Annotated in this window: 17 protein-coding genes; 6 read left to right on the top strand and 11 right to left on the bottom strand. The window is 72.9% G+C overall.

What is annotated here, in order from left to right; genetic code table 11:
- Nucleotides 1-26: 26 nt before the first annotated feature.
- The 3 genes from A4R44_RS40365 to A4R44_RS40355 are packed head-to-tail and all read right to left on the bottom strand — an operon-like array spanning nt 27 to nt 3,617.
- Nucleotides 27-1,292: an NAD(P)/FAD-dependent oxidoreductase gene (locus A4R44_RS40365; protein ID WP_369806046.1), complete on the bottom strand. Its 1,266-nt coding sequence runs from the start codon at nt 1,290-1,292 to the stop codon at nt 27-29.
- 44 nt (nt 1,293-1,336) lie between these two features.
- Nucleotides 1,337-1,591, bottom strand: a complete 255-nt coding sequence (locus tag A4R44_RS40360; RefSeq protein WP_067593357.1) for a hypothetical protein — start codon at nt 1,589-1,591, stop codon at nt 1,337-1,339.
- A 7-nt stretch (nt 1,592-1,598) separates the two neighbouring features.
- Nucleotides 1,599-3,617: a carbamoyltransferase C-terminal domain-containing protein gene (locus A4R44_RS40355; RefSeq protein WP_067593354.1), complete on the bottom strand. Its 2,019-nt coding sequence runs from the start codon at nt 3,615-3,617 to the stop codon at nt 1,599-1,601.
- A gap of 240 nt (nt 3,618-3,857) precedes the next feature.
- Here A4R44_RS40355 and A4R44_RS40350 point away from each other — a divergent pair, with 240 nt between their 5' ends.
- The 5 genes from A4R44_RS40350 to A4R44_RS40330 all read left to right on the top strand — a co-directional run bounded on the left by A4R44_RS40350 (nt 3,858) and on the right by A4R44_RS40330 (nt 8,716).
- Nucleotides 3,858-5,228: an NAD(P)/FAD-dependent oxidoreductase gene (locus A4R44_RS40350; protein ID WP_067593351.1), complete on the top strand. Its 1,371-nt coding sequence runs from the start codon at nt 3,858-3,860 to the stop codon at nt 5,226-5,228.
- An 82-nt stretch (nt 5,229-5,310) separates the two neighbouring features.
- Nucleotides 5,311-6,345 carry an RNA polymerase subunit sigma-70 gene (locus A4R44_RS40345; protein ID WP_067593453.1) on the top strand — a complete coding sequence of 345 codons (1,035 nt, stop codon included), beginning with the start codon at nt 5,311-5,313 and terminating at the stop codon, nt 6,343-6,345.
- On the top strand, nt 6,345-6,653 hold the full coding sequence (locus tag A4R44_RS40340; protein ID WP_067593348.1) for a hypothetical protein: 309 nt from the start codon (nt 6,345-6,347) through the stop codon (nt 6,651-6,653). Before A4R44_RS40345 ends, A4R44_RS40340 begins: the two co-directional genes overlap by 1 nt.
- Before the next feature lie 67 nt (nt 6,654-6,720).
- Complete coding sequence (locus tag A4R44_RS40335; RefSeq protein ID WP_067593345.1) at nt 6,721-8,268, top strand: MFS transporter; 1,548 nt, start codon at nt 6,721-6,723, stop codon at nt 8,266-8,268.
- A gap of 64 nt (nt 8,269-8,332) precedes the next feature.
- Nucleotides 8,333-8,716, top strand: coding sequence for a VOC family protein (locus A4R44_RS40330; protein WP_067593342.1), 384 nt, complete (start codon nt 8,333-8,335; stop codon nt 8,714-8,716).
- A 214-nt stretch (nt 8,717-8,930) separates the two neighbouring features.
- Here A4R44_RS40330 and A4R44_RS40325 read toward each other — a convergent pair whose 3' ends face one another.
- The gene (locus tag A4R44_RS40325; protein WP_067593339.1) at nt 8,931-10,166 is read right to left on the bottom strand and encodes a cytochrome P450; all 1,236 of its coding nucleotides are present in this window, start codon (nt 10,164-10,166) and stop codon (nt 8,931-8,933) included.
- A gap of 179 nt (nt 10,167-10,345) precedes the next feature.
- Here A4R44_RS40325 and A4R44_RS40320 point away from each other — a divergent pair, with 179 nt between their 5' ends.
- Nucleotides 10,346-11,530: an acyltransferase gene (locus tag A4R44_RS40320; protein ID WP_198545639.1), complete on the top strand. Its 1,185-nt coding sequence runs from the start codon at nt 10,346-10,348 to the stop codon at nt 11,528-11,530.
- A gap of 74 nt (nt 11,531-11,604) precedes the next feature.
- Here A4R44_RS40320 and A4R44_RS40315 read toward each other — a convergent pair whose 3' ends face one another.
- The 7 genes from A4R44_RS40315 to A4R44_RS40285 all read right to left on the bottom strand — a co-directional run bounded on the left by A4R44_RS40315 (nt 11,605) and on the right by A4R44_RS40285 (nt 17,318).
- The gene (locus A4R44_RS40315; RefSeq protein WP_232791992.1) at nt 11,605-12,285 is read right to left on the bottom strand and encodes a DUF2306 domain-containing protein; all 681 of its coding nucleotides are present in this window, start codon (nt 12,283-12,285) and stop codon (nt 11,605-11,607) included.
- Entirely contained in the window at nt 12,282-13,553 is a 1,272-nt protein-coding gene (locus A4R44_RS40310) for an activator-dependent family glycosyltransferase (protein WP_067593334.1), read from the bottom strand. Before A4R44_RS40310 ends, A4R44_RS40315 begins: the two co-directional genes overlap by 4 nt.
- 12 nt (nt 13,554-13,565) lie before the next feature.
- Nucleotides 13,566-14,714: an epoxide hydrolase family protein gene (locus A4R44_RS40305; protein WP_067593331.1), complete on the bottom strand. Its 1,149-nt coding sequence runs from the start codon at nt 14,712-14,714 to the stop codon at nt 13,566-13,568.
- Nucleotides 14,715-14,729: 15 nt separating this feature from the next.
- A complete protein-coding gene (locus tag A4R44_RS40300) occupies nt 14,730-15,797 on the bottom strand; it encodes a DUF2855 family protein (RefSeq protein WP_067593328.1) in 1,068 nt (355 codons plus the stop codon).
- 199 nt (nt 15,798-15,996) lie between these two features.
- Nucleotides 15,997-16,188, bottom strand: coding sequence for a DUF6222 family protein (locus A4R44_RS40295; protein ID WP_067593325.1), 192 nt, complete (start codon nt 16,186-16,188; stop codon nt 15,997-15,999).
- Nucleotides 16,189-16,288: 100 nt separating this feature from the next.
- Entirely contained in the window at nt 16,289-16,864 is a 576-nt protein-coding gene (locus tag A4R44_RS40290; RefSeq protein WP_067593322.1) for a flavin reductase family protein, read from the bottom strand.
- 1 nt (nt 16,865) lies between these two features.
- Nucleotides 16,866-17,318, bottom strand: a complete 453-nt coding sequence (locus A4R44_RS40285) for a thioesterase family protein (protein ID WP_067593318.1) — start codon at nt 17,316-17,318, stop codon at nt 16,866-16,868.
- Between the last annotated feature and the right edge of the window lie 2 nt (nt 17,319-17,320).

Raw genomic sequence — 17,320 nt, 5'->3', positions numbered from 1 at the left:
GACAGCCCTGCCCCGCACCACCCGATTCAAGCCGCGGACTCGCCGACCACCAACTGCTCGAACGACGCCGAGACCGGCACCAGCACCTCGGACTGGGTCGAGAACCTCCCGGCGAAGCGGTCCGGCCGCCACGGTTCCAGGTCCGCGACCAGTTCGGTGCGGCCGAGCGCGATGTGCTCGGCCAGCGCCCGGCCGAAACCGGGGCCGTGGGTGACGCCGAGTTCGTTGTCGCCGCCCATGACGTACAGCCCGTCGAAGCCGGGCACTGCGCCGAGCAGCGCCATGTCGTCCGGGGTGTAGCACGGCGCACCGTGCTTGACCCGGATGCTCGCCCGCCGGGACAGCGCCGGCAGGTACCGGGCGGCCCGGGCCACGCGCTGGTTCTCCAGCACGCCGTCGGTCGGCAGTTCGTCCAGCCGGCCGGGCACCGGCCGGTCGACCAGGACATTGCGCGGGTACGTCGTGTACATGCCGCCCCACAGGAGGCCGCCGTCGTGCCAGCGCACCCACAGCACGGTGCCGCCGCCGGGCTCGTCCGGGAGCGTGCCCATCAGCATGAGCACCGGCAGGGTCTCCGGCAGCCCGATCGGCTCGGTGATGATCCTCGAGGTGATCTGCGGGACGGCGGGCAGGAAATAACCGTGCGGCCGCAGCAGTTCGGCGTTCCAGGCGCCGGCCGCGACCACGACGGAATCGCACTCCACCGGTCCGGTCGGCGTGTCCACCCCGGTCACCCGGCCGCCGTCGGCGCGGACTCCGGTGACCGGCCGCCGGGTGTCGATCACGCCGCCCAGCCCGGTGATGCGGTCGGCCATGGCCGCGGCGACCTTGGCGGTCGTGACCTGGGCGCCGCTGGGCAGGTACTGGGCCGCCCGCACCAGGTCGCCGTGCACGGCGCCGCCGGTGAGCTCGGTGATCCGGTCGCCGGTCAGCGTGACGCTGTCCGGGTCGGCCGCCGTCCAGGACAGGCCGCGGTTCTGTTCCCAGGCCGGTTCGCTGGCGCAGACCCAGAGCAGGCCGTTGCGGCGGTAGTCCACGTCGTAGCCCGCTTCGTGCAGGCCGGCGTAGAACTCCAGGCCGTAGCGCTCCACCGGCAGCATCGGCGACGTCGCGCCGTGCAGCGGCGACACCGTGGTCCACGGGGCGAGGAAGCCNGAGGAAGCCGCCGCCCGCGCCAGTCGTGGCCTCGAACAAGCCGTCCCGCTCCAGCAGGCGCACCCGCGGCACCCCGGCCTCCAGCAGGTGCAGCGCCGCCGAACTGCCGAAGATCCCGCCGCCCACCACGACGACATCGGCCCTGTCAGTCATTCCAGCCTCCTCGAAGGGGTTTTCCTCATCAGGACGCGGCGCGCTTCGCCGCCTCCTCGCGGACCGCGTCCGTCTCGCGCACCAGGCAGAACTTCACCGCCTCGTTGGCCGAGCGGGCCGCGGTCGCCGCGGTCCGCAGGTCCTCGACCGCTTCCGGCCGCCGGCCGGCCCGACGGTGCCGCGCGGCAGCGTCGATCAGCCGGTAGACCTCGGCGCAGACGTCCAGCGCGTGCTGCAGCGCGTCGTCGGCGTGCCGGGCGCGGTGCCGGCGGGGAACGGACACCGGAGGCCTACCTGACCCTCGGCGCCAGCGTGAACATCCGGTCCTGCCACAGGGCGTGCAGCTCCCGCCGGAGCTCCTCGTCGAGGGAGCAGCCCGCGCGCCCGGCCAGTTCGCCGACGGTCCGGCGGCCGTCCGCTCGGGACAGCAGGTCGTGCAGCCGGGCGGAGATCTCCCGGCGCGGGCCGGTCGCGTAGTCCAGCGCGATCTCGCAGCGGGCCTCGCCGGTCCCGCATCCGGCGGCCGCGACGGTCCGCGAGACCCGCGTGACCGGCCGGAAGCCGAGCACGAAATCGTCGAAGGCCAGGTCGGCCCCCGGCTTGCGGCGCACCACGAAATCCCCGGCGACGAGGACGTCCAGCCCCGTGGTGAGGAAGCCGGTGAGCACGTCGGCCAGGTCCTGCACGATCGGCTCGGCGTTGTTGTTGAACGACGTGTTCAGCAGCACCGGGGTGCCGGTCAGGTCCCCGAACCGGGTCACCAGGCGGGAGAACCGCTCGTCGGTCTCCTCGTCGACGACCTGCACCCGCGCCGTCCCGTCGACGTGCGTCACCGCGCCCAGCACGGCCCGCCGCTCCTCGCGGACCGGGACCACGAAGGACATGAAATCGTAGTTGGCCGCCGTCTCCGGCAGGTCGAAGAACGCGGCCGCGTCCCGGCTGGTCACCACCGGGGCGAACGGCCGGAAGCTCTCCCGCTTCTTCACCATCGCGTTGATCCGGGTCTGGTTCTCCTTCGGCCGGGCGTCGGCGAGGATGCTGCGGTTGCCCAGGGCGCGCGGACCGAACTCCGACCGGCCCTGGGCCCACGCGACGACCGCCCCGCCGGCCAGCAGTTCGGCGGTCGCGTCTACCACGTCTTCCGGCCGCTCGTACTCGACCAGGTCGCCCCATGCCTTCAGGGCGCGCTCGATCTGGTAGCTGTCGCCCAGCGCGGGGCCGAGGCTCGCGCTGCGCAGCCGGGCGACCGGCGGCGGCGCCGCCCCCAGCCGCCGCGCGGCGGACAGCGCCGCGCCTTCGGCCGCCCCCGCGTCGTGCGCGGCCGGGTGCACGAACACCTCGTCGAACAGCCCGGACCGCAGGATCAGCCCGTTCAGGCTGCTGTTGTGCGCGACGCCGCCGGTGAAGCACAGCTTGCGCAGGCCGGTCGTGCGGGCCCAATGGCCGAGCACGTGCAGCACGATCCGCTCCAGCGCGTCCTGCAGCCCGGCCGCGAAGTCCATGTGCTGCTGGGTCAGCGGTTCGCCCTTGCGCCGGGGCAGGAAGCCGTTCGCGAAGAACGCCGGGCAGACCAGGTTCATTTCCGGGGAGCCCGGGTTGAGCTCGTAGCCGCCGTCTGGCCCGAGCCGGCACAGCCCGTCGAACACCTCGCGGTAGCGCCCGGGATCACCGTAGGGGGCCAAGCCCATCACCTTGTACTCGTCGCCGAACCGGTACCCGATCAGGTTGATCGCCGCCTCGTAGAACGTGCCCAGCGACTGCGCGATCGAGTACCGGCCGAGCGCGGTCAGATCCTGGCCTGCGCCGCGGAAGACGGTGCCGGAATGCTCCTCGCCCCGGGCGTCCAGCACCACGACGAGCGCTTCGTCGGTTCCGGACCGGGCCAGCGCGGAACGGGCGTGGCAGACGTGGTGCTCGGTGAACACCAGCCGGTCCTCCGCGGGCCGCCAGCCGAGCCCGTCGTGCAGCCGGTCCCCGATCAGCCGGCGCGCGTAGCGCAGCGGCGTTCCCGGGTTCTCCGCGTACCAGTTGTTGAGGGCGTGGTCGGTGAACTCGCGGTCGAAGTAGTAGCCGACCGCGTCCACGTCCCCGGGCTCCGCCCCGATCGCGTCCAGGCAGGACCGGACCGCGTTGACCGGGAACTTCGTCGTCTTCTTGATCCGGTTGAGCCGTTCCTCCTCCACCGCGGCGACCAGTTCCCCGTCGCGGACGAGACAGGCGGCGGCGTCGTGGAAGTAGTAGTCCGGCATGCCGGGGACCAGGTCCGCGCTTTCGGTCCCGAAGTTGCCGTTGATCCCGAGTACCAGCATCGAGCCCCCATCGAGGATGCGTCGTCGTCCTGGAATGCGGCCGGAGATGTCCGCGCGGTGCCCATTCTCGGCACGCAGCGCGGACCGGGGACAGTGACCGGCGAACCCGATCGGCGTGGGTTTCGCACGACTTCGGCCGGACGTGCCGGCAGGGCAATCCGGAGGTGGTACCCGTTCCTGAGCGGGTGCCACTCTCGGCCGGGTTTCGACGCTCGGCGGTGGACGTAGGAGGCGACCTGGATGGAAACGCGCAATCGCGATCGTGCGGTGGTGCTCGGCGGCAGCATGGCGGGCCTGCTGGCCGCCCGGGTGCTGTCGGAGAGCTTCGCCGACGTGCTGGTGCTCGACCGGGACGACGTCGGCGGGACCGCCGCGCGCCGGGGCGTGCCGCAGGGGCGGCACGTGCACGGCCTGCTGGCCCGCGGCCAGCAGATCCTGGAGGAGCTCTTCCCCGGATTCACCCGGGAGATGGTCGGCGCCGGGGTGCCGACCGGCGACCTCGGCGGCCTGCGCTGGTTCTTCGACGGCCGGCGGCTCAGCCCCGGCGAGACCGGACTGACCTGCGTGTCGGCCAGCCGGCCGGTGCTGGAGCACCACGTGCGGGAACGGGTCCGGGCGATCCCGAACGTCCGGCTGGAACGCCGGGACGTCCTCGGCCTGGCCGCCTCCCCCGGCCGTGGCCGGGTGACCGGCGTTCGCACGGCGACCGGGGAACGGCGGGCCACGGTCGGGGCCGACCTCGTCGTGGACGCCACCGGGCGCGGCTCGCGCACTCCGGCCTGGCTGGCCGGACTCGGCTACGAGCGGCCCGCGGAGGACCGGATTTCCGTCAAGCTGAGCTACACCACCCGGCACTTCGCCCTGTCCTCGCCGGACGTGCTGCAGGGCGACCTGTCCATCAACCCGGTGTCCACCCCGGCCAGCCCGCGCGGCGCGTTCCTCAGCGACATCGGCGGCGGCCGGTGCGTCGTGTCGCTGACCGGCGTGCTCGGCGACAGCGCCCCGGTCGACCCGGCGGGCTTCCTGGAATTCGCCCGGTCGCTGCCGGTCCCGGACGTCCACGACGTGATCCGGGACGCCGAACCGCTCGACGACGCCGTCTTGTTCCGGTATCCCGCGAGCGTCCGCCGCCGCTACGAGCGGCTGGACCGCTTCCCGGAGGGATTCCTGGTGCTGGGCGACGCCGCGTGCAGCTTCAACCCGGTGTACGGCCAGGGCATGACCGTCGCCGCGCAGGAGGCGCTCGCCCTCCGGGCTCATCTGGAAGCGGAGGGGCCCGGGCGGCCCCGGGCGTTCTTCGCCGGCATCGCGAAGGTGATCGACGTGCCGTGGGGCATGTCCGCGGCGGGCGACCTGGGATTCGCCGGAGTGCCCGGCAAGCGCACCGCCCAGGTGAAATTCCTGAACGCCTACCTGGCGCGGCTGCGGGCGGCCGCGGCGCGCGACGGCCGGCTCACCAGCACGTTCATGCGGGTGGCGGGGCTGGTCGACCCTCCGTCGGCGCTGCTGAGCCCGGCGACCGCGCTGCGCGTGCTGCGCAACGGCTGGCGGGCCGCCCCGGCACCGGTCGCCGCGGCCCCGGAACGGCCCGACAATCGGCTGGCCGCGTGAAACCCGCCGGCGGCGGCCGATGAGTTTCCGCTCCGGCAGCCGTCACATGAAGCACAACGGTCCGAACGACACGGAGGCGACCATGACCACCCAGGTGGAATCCGGCGGCCGGGGCGAGAACGCCGACCTGGTGAGCGCGGCACAGGCGGGCGACGAGTCCGCTTTCGGCGAGCTGACCGCGCGGTACCGCCTCGAACTGCAAGCGCACTGCTACCGGATGCTCGGCTCGTACCACGAGTCCGAGGACATGGTGCAGGAGACCTTCCTGCGCGCGTGGCGCAAACGAGAGGCCTACCAGGGCCGCGCGACCTTCCGGGCCTGGCTGTACCGGATCGCCACCAACGCCTGCCTGGACCTGCTGGACCAGCGGTCCCGCACCCCGCTGACCGGCGACGGCGCGCTTCCGGGCGACCCGGGCGCGGCGCCGCTGCCCGCGGTGGCGGTCCCGTGGCTGCAGCCGTGCCCGGAGCCGCTCGTGGACGCGGTGGAGGCCAAGGAGACCCTCGAACTGGCGTTCCTCGCGGCCATCCAGCATCTTTCGCCGCACCAGCGGGCGGTGCTGATCCTGCGCGACGTCCTCGGCTGGTCGGCCAAGGAAACCGCCTCGGTGCTGGAGGCCACGCTCGCGTCGGTGAACAGCACCCTGCAACGGGCCCGGCCGGCGCTGAAGAAGCATCTGCCGCGGCGGCGCATCGACTGGACGTCGCCGCCGGGCAGTTCCGAACAGGACCGCGCGGTGCTGCGCCGGTACATGGCCGCGCTGGACAACGCCGACGCCGACGCGCTGGGCGACCTGCTGCGCGCCGACGCGCGCTGCGGCCAGCAGTCCGGAGCCGGCGGCAACATGGGGCCGGACCCCATCTGGTACTCCGGCCGCGACACGATCCTGGGGGCCTGGTCCCCCGCGCTGCGAGGCGACGACGCCGTCGAGTTCGCCACCCGCGCCACCTCGGCCAACGGGCAGCTCGCGGTCGCGACCTACACCCGCGAACCGGGCACGGAGACCTACCGCGCCTTCGGCCTGACCGTGCTGGACGTGGTCGACGGCCTGATCGCCGAACTGGGGGTGTTCACCCCCGACCTGTACCCGGCGTTCGGCCTGCCGCGGAGCGTGTGATGGCTTCGCGGCGGCTGTTCTCGCAGTCCACTGTGGACCTCGCCCCCGGCCAGCGGTGGCCGGAGCCGGGGCAAGCAGCCGAACGCGCCTCGCTCGTGCTGGTGGAACGCGGCCGCGTGCAGATCCGCTGCCCCGGCGGCGCCGGCGCGGACTTCGACGAGCACGCCGTGCTCACCCTGGCCGGACTGGGCGAGGAGTGCGCGGTGTACAACCGCGGGCCCGGCGACGCCGTGCTGGTCGTCGTGGTCCGGCGGCCCTGGCGCGCTCTCTTCGCGCGGATCCGCCGTCTTTTTCCGCGAACCCGATGATTCCCGACCGGATCGGCCGTCGTACTGGGTACCGAAGCCGATCGCCGAGACGAAACGAGGCCGGACAATGACCGAACACGTGCCAGCCGCCGGGCGGCGCGAGTGGACCGGGCTGCTGGTGATGCTGCTGCCCACGCTCTTGCTCGGCGTCGACCTGAGCGTGCTGTACCTCGCGCTGCCGAGGCTGAGCGAGAGCCTGCACGTCGACACCGTGCAGCAGCTGTGGATCACCGACATCTTCGGTTTCATGATCGCCGGTTTCCTGGTGACGATGGGAACGCTGGGCAACCGCATCGGCCGCCGCAGGCTCATCGTCATCGGCGCGGCCGCGTTCACGGTGGCCACGCTGGTCGCGGCCTTCTCGGTCAACGCGGGCATGCTGATCGCCGCCCGCGCGGCCATGGGCGTCGCCGGCGCGACGATGGCCCCGTCCACCATGGCGCTGATCAGCACGATGTTCCGCCAGCCCAAGCAGCAGGCGTTCGCGGTGGGCGCCTGGATGAGCTGCTTCGTCGGCGGCAACGCGGTGGGGCCGCTCGTCGGTGGCCTGCTCCTGCGGTCGTTCAGCTGGGGCTCCGTGTTCCTGATCGGCGCCCCGGTGATGGTGCTCCTCATCGTGCTGGCCCCGTTCGTGCTGCCGGAGTTCCGGGACGAGAACCCGGTCCCGCTGGACCTGGTCAGCGTCGCCCTTTCGCTGGCCGCGGTGCTGGGCGTCATCTACGGCATCACCGAGATGGCCCGCGACGGCGTGGAATTCCGGTATGTCGCGGCGGTCGTCGCGGGCCTGGCCCTCGGCGCGGTGTTCGTGCGCCGTCAGCGCCGCCTCGACCATCCCCTGCTGGACCTGGGGCTGTTCGGCAACCGCACGCTGCGCAACGCACTGACCATCAGCGTGATCGGCGCGGTGTTCCTGGGCGGCACCACCTACCTGGTCACCCAGTTCCTCCAGCTCGTGACCGGGCTGGACCCGTTGCGCGCCGGACTGCTGCTGGTGCCCTCCATCGCGGCGATGATCGCCGGTTCGCTCGGCGCCCCGGCGCTCGCGCGCCGGATCCGCCCCGGTTACGTGATGGCGGCCGGCCTTGTCCTCGCCGCGGCCGGGTACCTGATGCTCACGCAGGTGCCCAGCACCGGCAGTCCCTGGCTGCTGGTGCTGGGCTGGGCGGTGACGCTCGGCGGCAACGGCCTGCCCGCCGGGCTGGGCACCGCGCTGGTCGTCGGTTCGGTGCGGCCGGACCAGGCCGGTTCGGCCTCGGGCCTTTCCCAGGCGTTCAGCGAACTCGGCCTGGCCGCGGGCATCGCACTGGTCGGCAGCCTGGGCGCGGCGGTGTACCGGGCCGGCCTGTCCGACGTGCCGGCGTCCGGCCAGACCGCCGCGGCGCGGCAGAGCCTGAGCGAGCTGCTGGCTCATCCCCGTCCCGACGCCGGGCTGCTGGCCACGGCCCGCGCGGCCTACACCGACGGGCTGAACGTGTCGGTCGGGGTGAGCGCGGGCGTGTTCGCGGTGCTCGGCGTGCTGTGCCTGATCACGCTGCGCCACGTCCCGGCCTACAACCAGGCCGAGTCCGGGGGCGCGGACGAGAACGCGGGCCCCGGCGAACTCGTCGGCCGCTGACCGGCCGCCGTCCCGGCTTCCGGGGCGCTCGTTTTCCGTTGCCACCGACCGGAAGGACCGCACGATGCTGACCGAAAGCAAGGCATTCAGCGGGATCGCCGTCGACGACCTCGACGCGGCCCGGAACTTCTACTCCGAGGTCCTCGGCCTCGACGTCCGCGTGGTCGACGAGAAGTACGGCCTGCTCGGGCTCGCCGTGGCGGGCGACCGCGAGGTGCTGGTCTACCAGCACCCGCGGCACCGGCCGGGCAACTACACGGTGCTGAATTTCCCGGTGCCCGACATCGAGGCCGTCGTGGACCGGCTGGCCGGCCGCGGCGTGGAATTCCTGCGCTACGACGATTTCGACGCCGACGAGCGCGGGATCTACCGCGGCGGCGGCCCGCTGATCGCGTGGTTCGCCGATCCCGCGGGCAACATCCTCTCGGTTCTGCAGGACCAGGACTGAGCAACCCCGCAGGCCGCCCCCGCGAACGCGGGGGCGGCTTGTTGCCGCGCAGGTCCGCCCCGCGGCACCGGCGTCCGGCGATCAGCGCGTCAAGCGGGCTCAGGCAAAGCAGTCCGCAACCGGACACGGTTCTTCGCGAACGCCGCCTCCGGCCGACAGCAGTGAGCGACCCTCGCTTTCACGAGGGTCGCTCACTGCTGTCGCGGCAACTGTCTCAGGGCGTGTTCACCGCGGCCCTCAGGCGGACGGGAAGGCTGCGGTGGCCGTTCATGATGAAGGTCGGAAGCGGCTCCAGCTCTTCGGCGGGCACCGCCAGGGACAGCTCCGGGAACCGGCGGAACAGGGCGGACAGGCCGATCGCGGCGACCGCGCGGGCGATGGCGGCGCCCAGGCAGAAGTGCGGCCCGAAGCCGAAGGACAGGTGTTCCTTGTCCTCCCGGGTCGCGTCGAACTCGCAGGCGCTCTCGCCGTGCCGCGCCGGGTCCCGGCCGACGCCGCTGTAGTTCACCAGGATCGGGTCGCCCTGCCGGATGTGCACGCCCTCCAGCTCGAGGTCGGTGACCGCGTACCGCAGCGGCAGGTGCGCCAGCGGCGACTGCACCCGCAGCGTCTCGTCGATGACCGCGTCCCAGCCGATCTCGCCGCTGGTCACCAGTGCCCGCTGGTCGGGGTGGCTGAGCAGCGCGGTGATCGCGTTGTCGAAGAAGTTGATCGTGGTTTCCGAGCCCGCGCCGAGGATGGCGAAGATGGTGTCGGTCAGCTCGTCCTCGGACAGCCGGGAGCCGTCCTCGTCCCGGGCCGCGATGAGGTCGGAGGTGATGTCGGCGCCGGGTTCGCGCCGTTTGTGCTCGATCAGCGTCCGCATCGCCCCGCGCCAGCCCTGGAGGGTCTTCTGGGCCTGCTCCGGCGTGAGCGTGGTGTCGACCATCATGTCGATCACCTTCGCGGTCTCCGCCCGGGCCTCCTCCGACATCCCGATCAGGTCGGCGACGAGCATGGCGGGCAGCGGGTAGGCGAACCGCTGCCGCAGGTCCACGACCTCGCCCGGCCCGGCGGCGGCCAGCTTGTCCAGCAGCTGGCCGGTCAGCTCCGCGATGTGCGGGCGGATCGCCTCGGCCCGCCGCGGGGTGAACGCCTTGCCGACCAGGCGGCGCAGGCGGACGTGGTCGGCCCCGAAGGCGGTCACCATGTTGTCCATCGCGACCCAGCTGATCATCTCCCAGTCCGGCGGGATTTCGCCGTCGATGAACCTCGGCCAATGGTTGCGCGCGCTCTTCGTGACCCGCGGGTCGCCGAGCACCTTCTTCACCGCGGCGTAGCTGTTGACAGACCACGCCTGCACGCCGCCGGGAAGCTCCACCCGGACCGCGGGGCCGATTCCGCGCAGCCGGGCCGTTTCGCCGTGGAGGTCGCGACCGCTCGGGTCGAGGACAGGACAGCCTTCGTGCATCGGATCTCTCCCTGCTCCGTTTGTCGGTCCCTGCCCGTCCAACTTCGCACCGGCACGGCCGCGGATCGCCTTCTCGGCTGCTCTGATCGCGCAAGGAGGGAGGCGCTGCGCGCACCCGGCCGGACGAGGATTCGTCCCGCTCCGGGCACCCGGCCCGGAGCGCACTGAGGGGAGTTCCCGTGTCCGTTGCCGACCCGCCTGTTCCCGGCGCCCGAAAACCGGAATCGGCCTCGCCCGCCGTGCCGGCCTGCCCGTCCCTGACCGGACTGCGGTTCGCGGCCGCCGGCCTGGTGTTCGCCTTCCACAGCTCGCTCACCTCCTCGCCGGTGACGGCCGGCCAGCCGGTGAACCTGTTCGCCGATCCGGCCGTGGCCGTCCCGTACACGGAGGTGCTGAACACCAGCGGCTTCGCCGCCGTGTCCTTCTTCTTCGTGCTCAGCGGATTCGTCCTGGCCTGGTCCCACCGGCCCGGCGAACCCGGGCGCTCGTTCGTCCGCCGCCGGCTGCTCAAGATCTACCCCAACCACGCGGTCGTGTGGGCAGCGGCGATGCTCCTGTTCGCCGGGGCGACGACGCCGGTGTCGCGGTGGCTGCCCAACCTTCTGCTCGTGCAGTCCTTCTCGCCCGACCCCGGCGCGTCGATCAGCGTCAACTCGCCCAGCTGGTCGCTGTGTTCGGAACTGCTGTTCTACCTGGTGTTCCCGCTGCTGATCGGCCCGGTGGCACGGATTCCGGAACGCTGGCTGTGGCCGGCGGCCGGCCTCGTGGCCGCCGCGGTGGCCGCCGTGGCGCTGCTGGTCCAGTTCGCGGCGCCCGGCGGGCCGGCCGCCGCCGGGTCCCCGTCCACCGCGCAGTTCTGGCTGGGCTATTTCTTCCCGCCGACCCGGCTGCCCGACTTCCTGCTCGGCATGCTGATCGCCCGCATCGTCCGGACCGGCCGGTGGCGCGTCGGCATCGGCTGGTCGTTGCTCGCGTTCGCTGCCTGCTACGCCCTGTCCCTCCTGCTGCCGCCGGTGTTCCGGTTCGACGCGGCGATGATCGCGTCCCTGGGGCTGCTGGTGGGTTCGTTCGCGTCCGCGGACGTGCGCGGCGCGCGCACCGGCGGCCTGCGCAGCCGGCCGATGGTCTGGCTCGGCGAGGTGTCCTTCGCGTTCTACCTCTGCCAAGGCATCGTCCTGCTGTACGGCCGGACGCTGATCGGCGGCCGCCAGTTCTCCACCCCCGTCGCGATCGTCGTGCTGATCGGCTTCTTCCTGGCCACCGTGCTGGCCGGCTGGCTGCTGCACGTCGCCGTCGAACGCCCGGTCATGCGGCGCTGGGGCCGCCGTCCGCGGCCGCTGCGAGCCGGACTGCCCGCCGCCTGACCGGCGACGCACCGGCGCCCTCAGCCGATCGGCTGAGGGCGCCGGTGCGTTCTCCGCCGGGACGCGGCGGCCCGTCAGCGCCGTCCGGCCGCCGGGACCGGACGGCGCGCTGTCCGCTCCAGCCACCACTGGGCCAGCAGCAGGTTCAGGGTGAAGCCGATCCAGGTCGCGGTCTGGCCGGCCGTGATCGCCCACGAAGGCGAGTAGCCGGGGACGAGCGGCAGCGTGGTCAGCACGAGGCGGCCCCACACGATCGAGTAGGTCAGCGCGACGCTGTAGATCATCCACCGGCGATGCTGGGCGAATCGGCGCTTGCGCACGTGCACGTAGGCGACGGTCGTGGCGGCCAGCCACATCACGCCGGTGACCAGGTTCCCCGGAGGGAACAGCGACACCGGCATGATGCCGAACGAGAGCAGGGCCGCCGGGATCACCCCGGCGAACACGTACACCCGGCCCAGGAAGCGGTGCACGGCCGGACGCCGCCGCCGGAGCCGGCCCCAGACCTGCAGCGGCGCGGTGGCGATGGCGATCGTCCCGCACGCGATGTGCGCGACGAGCAGCCAGTAATGCGCCGGGAAATCCGGGGTGATCGGGAGCCGGGACTGCCGCGGGTCCAGCGTCAGGTACGGCGGCAGCGCGTAGGCCAGGAAGGCCGCTGAGATCGCCGCGCCCACGAGCCACCAGTTGCGGTCGCCCGGCCGCCTGGTCCGCCGCGGCCGCGCGGGCGCCGTCTCTTCCAGCGTGCGAGTCACGGGATCTCCTTCCGGTGCGCCGCGGTGAGCCGTTCCAGCTCCGGCACGATGTCGTTCGGGGTCGGGACGGCCAGCGCCTCTTCGCGCAGCCGCGCGGCGTTCGCCTGGTACGAGCGGTCGTCCAGCAGCCGGACCAGCGCACCGCGCAGCGCGTCCGGGGTGATCGTGTCGGAGTCGCCGACGTAGATGCCCGCCCCGCGTTTCTCGAGGCCGTTGGCCATCGCCACCGGGCCGTACCACTTCTCGGTCCACCAGCAGCTGGGCGTGATGAGCTGCGGCACGCCGTGTTCGACGGCGGAGGCGAACGTGCCGGCCCCGCCGTGGTGGACGATGGCCGAGCAGCTGGGCAGCAGGAAGTTCAGCGGGACGAAGTCCACGGCGCGGACGTTGCCCGGCAGCGCCGCCGGACCGGCCTGCTCCGCGGTCAGCGTCGCGACCACCTCGATGTCGAGGCCGGCGACCGCGGCGAGCAGGTCGCCCGGGCTGGCCTCGGCCCGGCCCGCCTCGCGGTGCGAATTGCCCAGGGTCAAGCAGACTCGCGGGCGGTCCGGCGGCTCGCGCAGCCAGTCCGGCACCATCGCCGGCCCGTTGAACGGGACGTGCCGGACCGGCAGGTAGTTCACCCCCGGGGCATGCCACGTCCAGGCAGGCATCAGGTCCAGCGTCCACTGGCCCAGCACGGTCTCCTCGCTGAACTCGCCGCCGTGGCGGGCCAGTTTGGGGCCGAGCCAGTCGCGCATCGGGTCGCGGCCCGAACCCCTCCGCCCGGCGAGGAAGGCCGACCGCACCTGGGCGACTCCGTCCGTGGCCAGCACGAGCCGCGCGTGCGCGGCGCCGCAGGCCTGGGCCACCACCGGGCCCGCGTAGGTCAGCATGTCCCAGACGACCAGGTCCGGCCGCCAGGTCCGGGCGAATCCGATCAGGTCCTCGAACAGGGAATCCGGGCACATCAGCGGGTACAGCCGCGCCACCAGGGTCTCGAACTCGGCCGCCGGGTCGTCCTCGGCGTACTGGTCCTGCACCGGGTTGCTCCCCGGCGCGCCCGGGGGCGGGGCGGCCGGGACCGGTTCGGCCTCGTTCATGCCGCCGATCACCTCGACGAGGTCGCCGGCGGGCAGCCCGGTCAGCCCGGTGGCTCCGATCGTCTCGGCCAGGTCCGGCTGGGCGGCGACCAGGACCTCGTGGCCCGCGGTGCGCAGCGCCCAGGCGAACGGGGTCGCGATGTGCAGGTGGGAGCGGTTCGCCACGGTGAGGAACAGAACGCGCATCGTCGTCTCCGATCACCGGCGCAGCGAGCGCACGAACGCCCGGATGTCGCCGACCAGCTCTTCGGGCTGTTCGAGCGCGGCGAAGTGCCCGCCTCGCCCGAACTCGGTCCAGCGCGCCAGGGTGGGCAGCGCGCGCTCGGCCAGCGCGCGGACCGGCCGCGTCGCGTCGGCCGGGAACACCGCGACCCCCACCGGCACGGCCAGCGGCCACGGACCGCCCCACGTACGGACGAAATCGGGCGTGGTCGGCGTGGTCTCGTAGTAAAGCTGCGCGCTGGGGCCCGCGGTCGCGGTCAGCCAGTACAGCGTGACGTTGGTGAGGAGCCGGTCCCTCGGCACCGCGTCCTCCGGTGCCTTCTCCGAATCGGTCCATTCCTTGAACTTCTCCGCGATCCAGGCCAGCTGGCCTGCCGGGGAGTCGGTGAGGCCGTAGGCGAGCGTCTGGGGCCGGGTGGACTGGATCTTCTGCCAGCCGGTGCCGTCCTCGGCGAAGCGCAGGCCGTGCGCCACGCGGGCCCGGTCCTCCTCGCCCAGCTCCACCTCCGGGTCCGGGAAGGTCACCAGCATGTTGACGTGCACCCCGAGCACATGGCCGGGATCGATCCGGCCCAGCTCCAGCGAAATGACCTCGCCCCAGTCGCCGCCCTGGGCGACGTAGCGGTCGTAGCCCAGCCGGCGCATCAGCTCGGCCCAGGCGCGGGCCACTCGCGGCACGTCCCAGCCGCTCTCCCGGACCGGGCCGGAGAAGCCGTACCCCGGAATCGAGGGGAGGACGACGTGGCAGGCGTCGGCGGCGTCGCCGCCGTGCGCGGGCGGATCGGCGAGCGGCCCGACGACGTCGAGGTATTCGGCGAACGAGCCGGGCCAGCCGTGGGTGAGGACCACCGGCACGGCGTCCGGATGCGGCGAGCGGACGTGCAGGAAGTGCACCGTCGCGCCATCGATTTCGGTGGTGTACTGGGGAAACCGGTTGATCTCGGCCTCGGCGGCGCGCCAGTCGTATTCGGTGCGCCAGTACTCGGCCAGCTCCTGGAGGTAGGCCAGCGGGACCCCGCGGTCCCAGCCGGCATCCGGGATCTCGGCGGGCCACCGGGTCGCGGCGAGCCGCCGCCGGAGGTCGTCGAGGTCGGCGTCGGGGATGTCGATGCGGAACGGTCGCATGGCGGAACTTCTCCTTTACGGTCGGAGGACGTGCCCGGCCGACGGGCCCGGCTCGCCCGCCAGCAGCGAGCGGAAGACGGCCGCCGCCGCGTCCGGCCCGGTTCCGGCGGACATCCGCAGCCATTCGGCGCTGCCCCGGACGAACCGTTCCTCGGCGGCGGCGTAGCGGCGCCGGTAGGCCGCCGGCCCTTCGGCCCGCGCGGTCTCCTCCTCGTAGGCCGGAGTGAAGAAGATCTCCGGCTCCGGGCCGGGCAGCTCCGGCGGCTCCAGCCGGGCGTCGGGGTGGGTGTATCCGACGAGCGCGGTGTAGACCAGCCGGCCCGCGAGGACGTCGTAGAGGGCCGCGAGCCGTTTGGCGTCGCCGGTGAAGTCGACCAGCACGGCCGATCCCCCGCCGCCCGCCAGCGCGTCGAGCTCGTCGTAGGAGACGACCTCGTCGTACCGGTTCAGCGCGGCGGCGAACGGCTTGTCGGCCGTGACGCCCACGGTCCGGAACCGCCCGTTGCCCGCCAGCAGCTCGGCCATGCCGATCGCGGTCTTGCTGGACGCGCTGGTGACCACCACGGTGTCCGCGCCGTGCGCGCCGGTCCGCCGCAGGTAGTCGTTGAGCACCGCCGACGCCGGGAAGAGCGGCCACAGCAGGGCGCGGCGGTCGTCCAGCTCGTCCTCGGCCGGCGCGTTCCGGTAGGTGCGGTACCAGACGTGCAGGAAATCCCGGACGCCGGAAGTGTCCAGCAGGCCGTGGCCGGCGGGTTCGGCGGACAGCGTGAAGCCGCTGGACATCGGCAGGTAGCCGAAATACCGGCGGCCGGCCGCGATCCCCGGGCGCCGGGACTCCTCGACGTGCGCGAACCCCCAGACCGGGACCCGGCCGTAGCCCTCCGGCGCGGGGAAGGCGTTCCAGAACGGCAGCGCGGAATCCCCCAACCGGGCGTAGGTGACGTTGTTCATGCTCAGGCCGAACTTCTCGACCGCCAGCCGGATCTCGCCCGGTCCGAGCGGCCGGTCCGGCGCGGGCCGGAGCTCGAAGTCGCCGGTGCCGGACCGGTTGACCAACAGGTCCCAGTTGTCAGGTGTGCGCACGGTGTCTCCTCGGCAGCTCGCGGTTGTCGTCGTCGCCGCTGTCGATGGTCGCCGCCGGACCGGGGTTCAGCGCCTCATCGATTGCGGGGCTCGCGGCAAGGCGGCCGGGATGCCGGAAAAGGCCGCGCAGGACGTCGGCGGCAACCCGCTTTTCCCGTGCCGCCGACGGTTTCGGGAACGCCGCCGGACGACCTGGCGCTCAAGCGGCGCTTCTGCGCCGCACTCCGGCGGCCGCGTCCCGTTCGATCTCGGCGACGATGTCCGCCCACACGATTCCGCGGCTGAGCTGCGGGAACGGCCGCGGCCCTGCTTCCGGAGGCGCGTCGGCGGGTTCCGGCCGGGGTTTCGCCGCCGTCGTCTTCCGGCGGCCGACGGGCAGGCTGGGGGTCATGGCGGTCCTCCTCGATCCGGCTGGTCCCGAGCGTCGGTCCCGGCCTGCTGTGCGGTTTTCGCCCGGTCCCGGCGGCCCGGCGCGATCGGCGGCGCGGCCTTCACGCCGCGCGCGCGTGCCCGTCGACGCGGTGGTAGCGGCCGCCGTAGAAGACGAGGGCGTGCTCGCCGGCACCGCGGCCGGCGGCGACCACCCGGCCCAGGAAGATCGAGTGGTCACCGCCCGCCAGCACCTCGTCCAGCTCGCATTCCAGCCACGCGAGCGCGTCGCGCAGCAGCGGTGCTCCGGTCCGGTCCCCCGCCGTCCAGCCGACCGCGTCGAACTGGGCCATCCCGTCCGGCCGGCGCCAGTCGGCGAAGTACTTCGACAGCTCCTGCTGGCCGGCGGCGAGGATGTTCACCGCGAAAGAACCCGCGCCGACGATCGCGGCGTGCATCCGCGCGGCCCGCGAAACGCAGCAAAGCAGCAGCGGCGGCTCCAGCGAGACGGACGAGAGCGCGTTCGCGGTCATCCCGTGGGCGTCCGCGCCGCCTGCGGTCAGCACCGTGACCCCGGTCGCGAACTGGCCCAGCACCTGGCGCAGGCCGTGCTTTCCGGGGAGCCCGAGACGAGCGGGCGAGGCCGGCAGCCGGCTGAGCGCACCGCGTTCGGCGAGCCTGCCTTGTTCCTCGGCCACCTCAGACTCCCCCGTCGTCCGCCGCGCCCGCGATCGTGTACGCGGCGAGCGCTTCCCGCAGCTGCTCGGGCACCCGAGACGGCACGGTTTCCCGGTTGGGGCCGCGCATGCAGGCGATCCGCTGCCTGCCGCGGGCGACCAGCCGTTCGCCGTCCGGGCGGAGGTGCACGTAGTCGAACGCGAACTGGAGCTGCGTCTGGGTCAGCCCCTCCAGCCGCATCCGGATCGACAGCTCGTCGAACGCCGTGATCTCGGCGAAGAACTCGCATTCGACCTTGAGCGTGAACAGCTTCAGGTCGTCGCGGACCTCGTCCAGGACGTCCGGAGCCTTGTCCTTGAGGAACATCTCGCGGCACCGGCCCTGCCAGCGCACGTAGTTCACGTAGTAGACGTTGCCCACCAGGTTGGTCTCTTCGAAGCCCACCGTGTGGCGGATCTCGTAGTAGTCGGTCATCT

Source organism: Amycolatopsis sp. M39 (genome assembly GCF_001651785.1).
Taxonomy (GTDB): domain Bacteria; phylum Actinomycetota; class Actinomycetes; order Mycobacteriales; family Pseudonocardiaceae; genus Amycolatopsis; species Amycolatopsis rubida.
This window is presented reverse-complemented; position numbering and strand designations above follow the sequence as displayed.

Excerpts from the sequence above, each read along its gene's own strand:
- A4R44_RS40305 (WP_067593331.1), bottom strand. The coding sequence starts at position 14,714 with ATGCGACCGTTCCGCATCGACATCCCCGACGCCGACCTCGACGACCTC.
- A4R44_RS40350 (WP_067593351.1), top strand. The coding sequence starts at position 3,858 with ATGGAAACGCGCAATCGCGATCGTGCGGTGGTGCTCGGCGGCAGCATG.
- A4R44_RS40340 (WP_067593348.1), top strand. The coding sequence starts at position 6,345 with ATGGCTTCGCGGCGGCTGTTCTCGCAGTCCACTGTGGACCTCGCCCCC.
- A4R44_RS40335 (WP_067593345.1), top strand. The coding sequence starts at position 6,721 with ATGACCGAACACGTGCCAGCCGCCGGGCGGCGCGAGTGGACCGGGCTG.
- A4R44_RS40285 (WP_067593318.1), bottom strand. The coding sequence starts at position 17,318 with ATGACCGACTACTACGAGATCCGCCACACGGTGGGCTTCGAAGAGACC.
- A4R44_RS40355 (WP_067593354.1), bottom strand. The coding sequence starts at position 3,617 with ATGCTGGTACTCGGGATCAACGGCAACTTCGGGACCGAAAGCGCGGAC.
- A4R44_RS40330 (WP_067593342.1), top strand. The coding sequence starts at position 8,333 with ATGCTGACCGAAAGCAAGGCATTCAGCGGGATCGCCGTCGACGACCTC.
- A4R44_RS40295 (WP_067593325.1), bottom strand. The coding sequence starts at position 16,188 with ATGACCCCCAGCCTGCCCGTCGGCCGCCGGAAGACGACGGCGGCGAAA.
- A4R44_RS40310 (WP_067593334.1), bottom strand. The coding sequence starts at position 13,553 with ATGCGCGTTCTGTTCCTCACCGTGGCGAACCGCTCCCACCTGCACATC.
- A4R44_RS40325 (WP_067593339.1), bottom strand. The coding sequence starts at position 10,166 with ATGCACGAAGGCTGTCCTGTCCTCGACCCGAGCGGTCGCGACCTCCAC.
- A4R44_RS40345 (WP_067593453.1), top strand. The coding sequence starts at position 5,311 with ATGACCACCCAGGTGGAATCCGGCGGCCGGGGCGAGAACGCCGACCTG.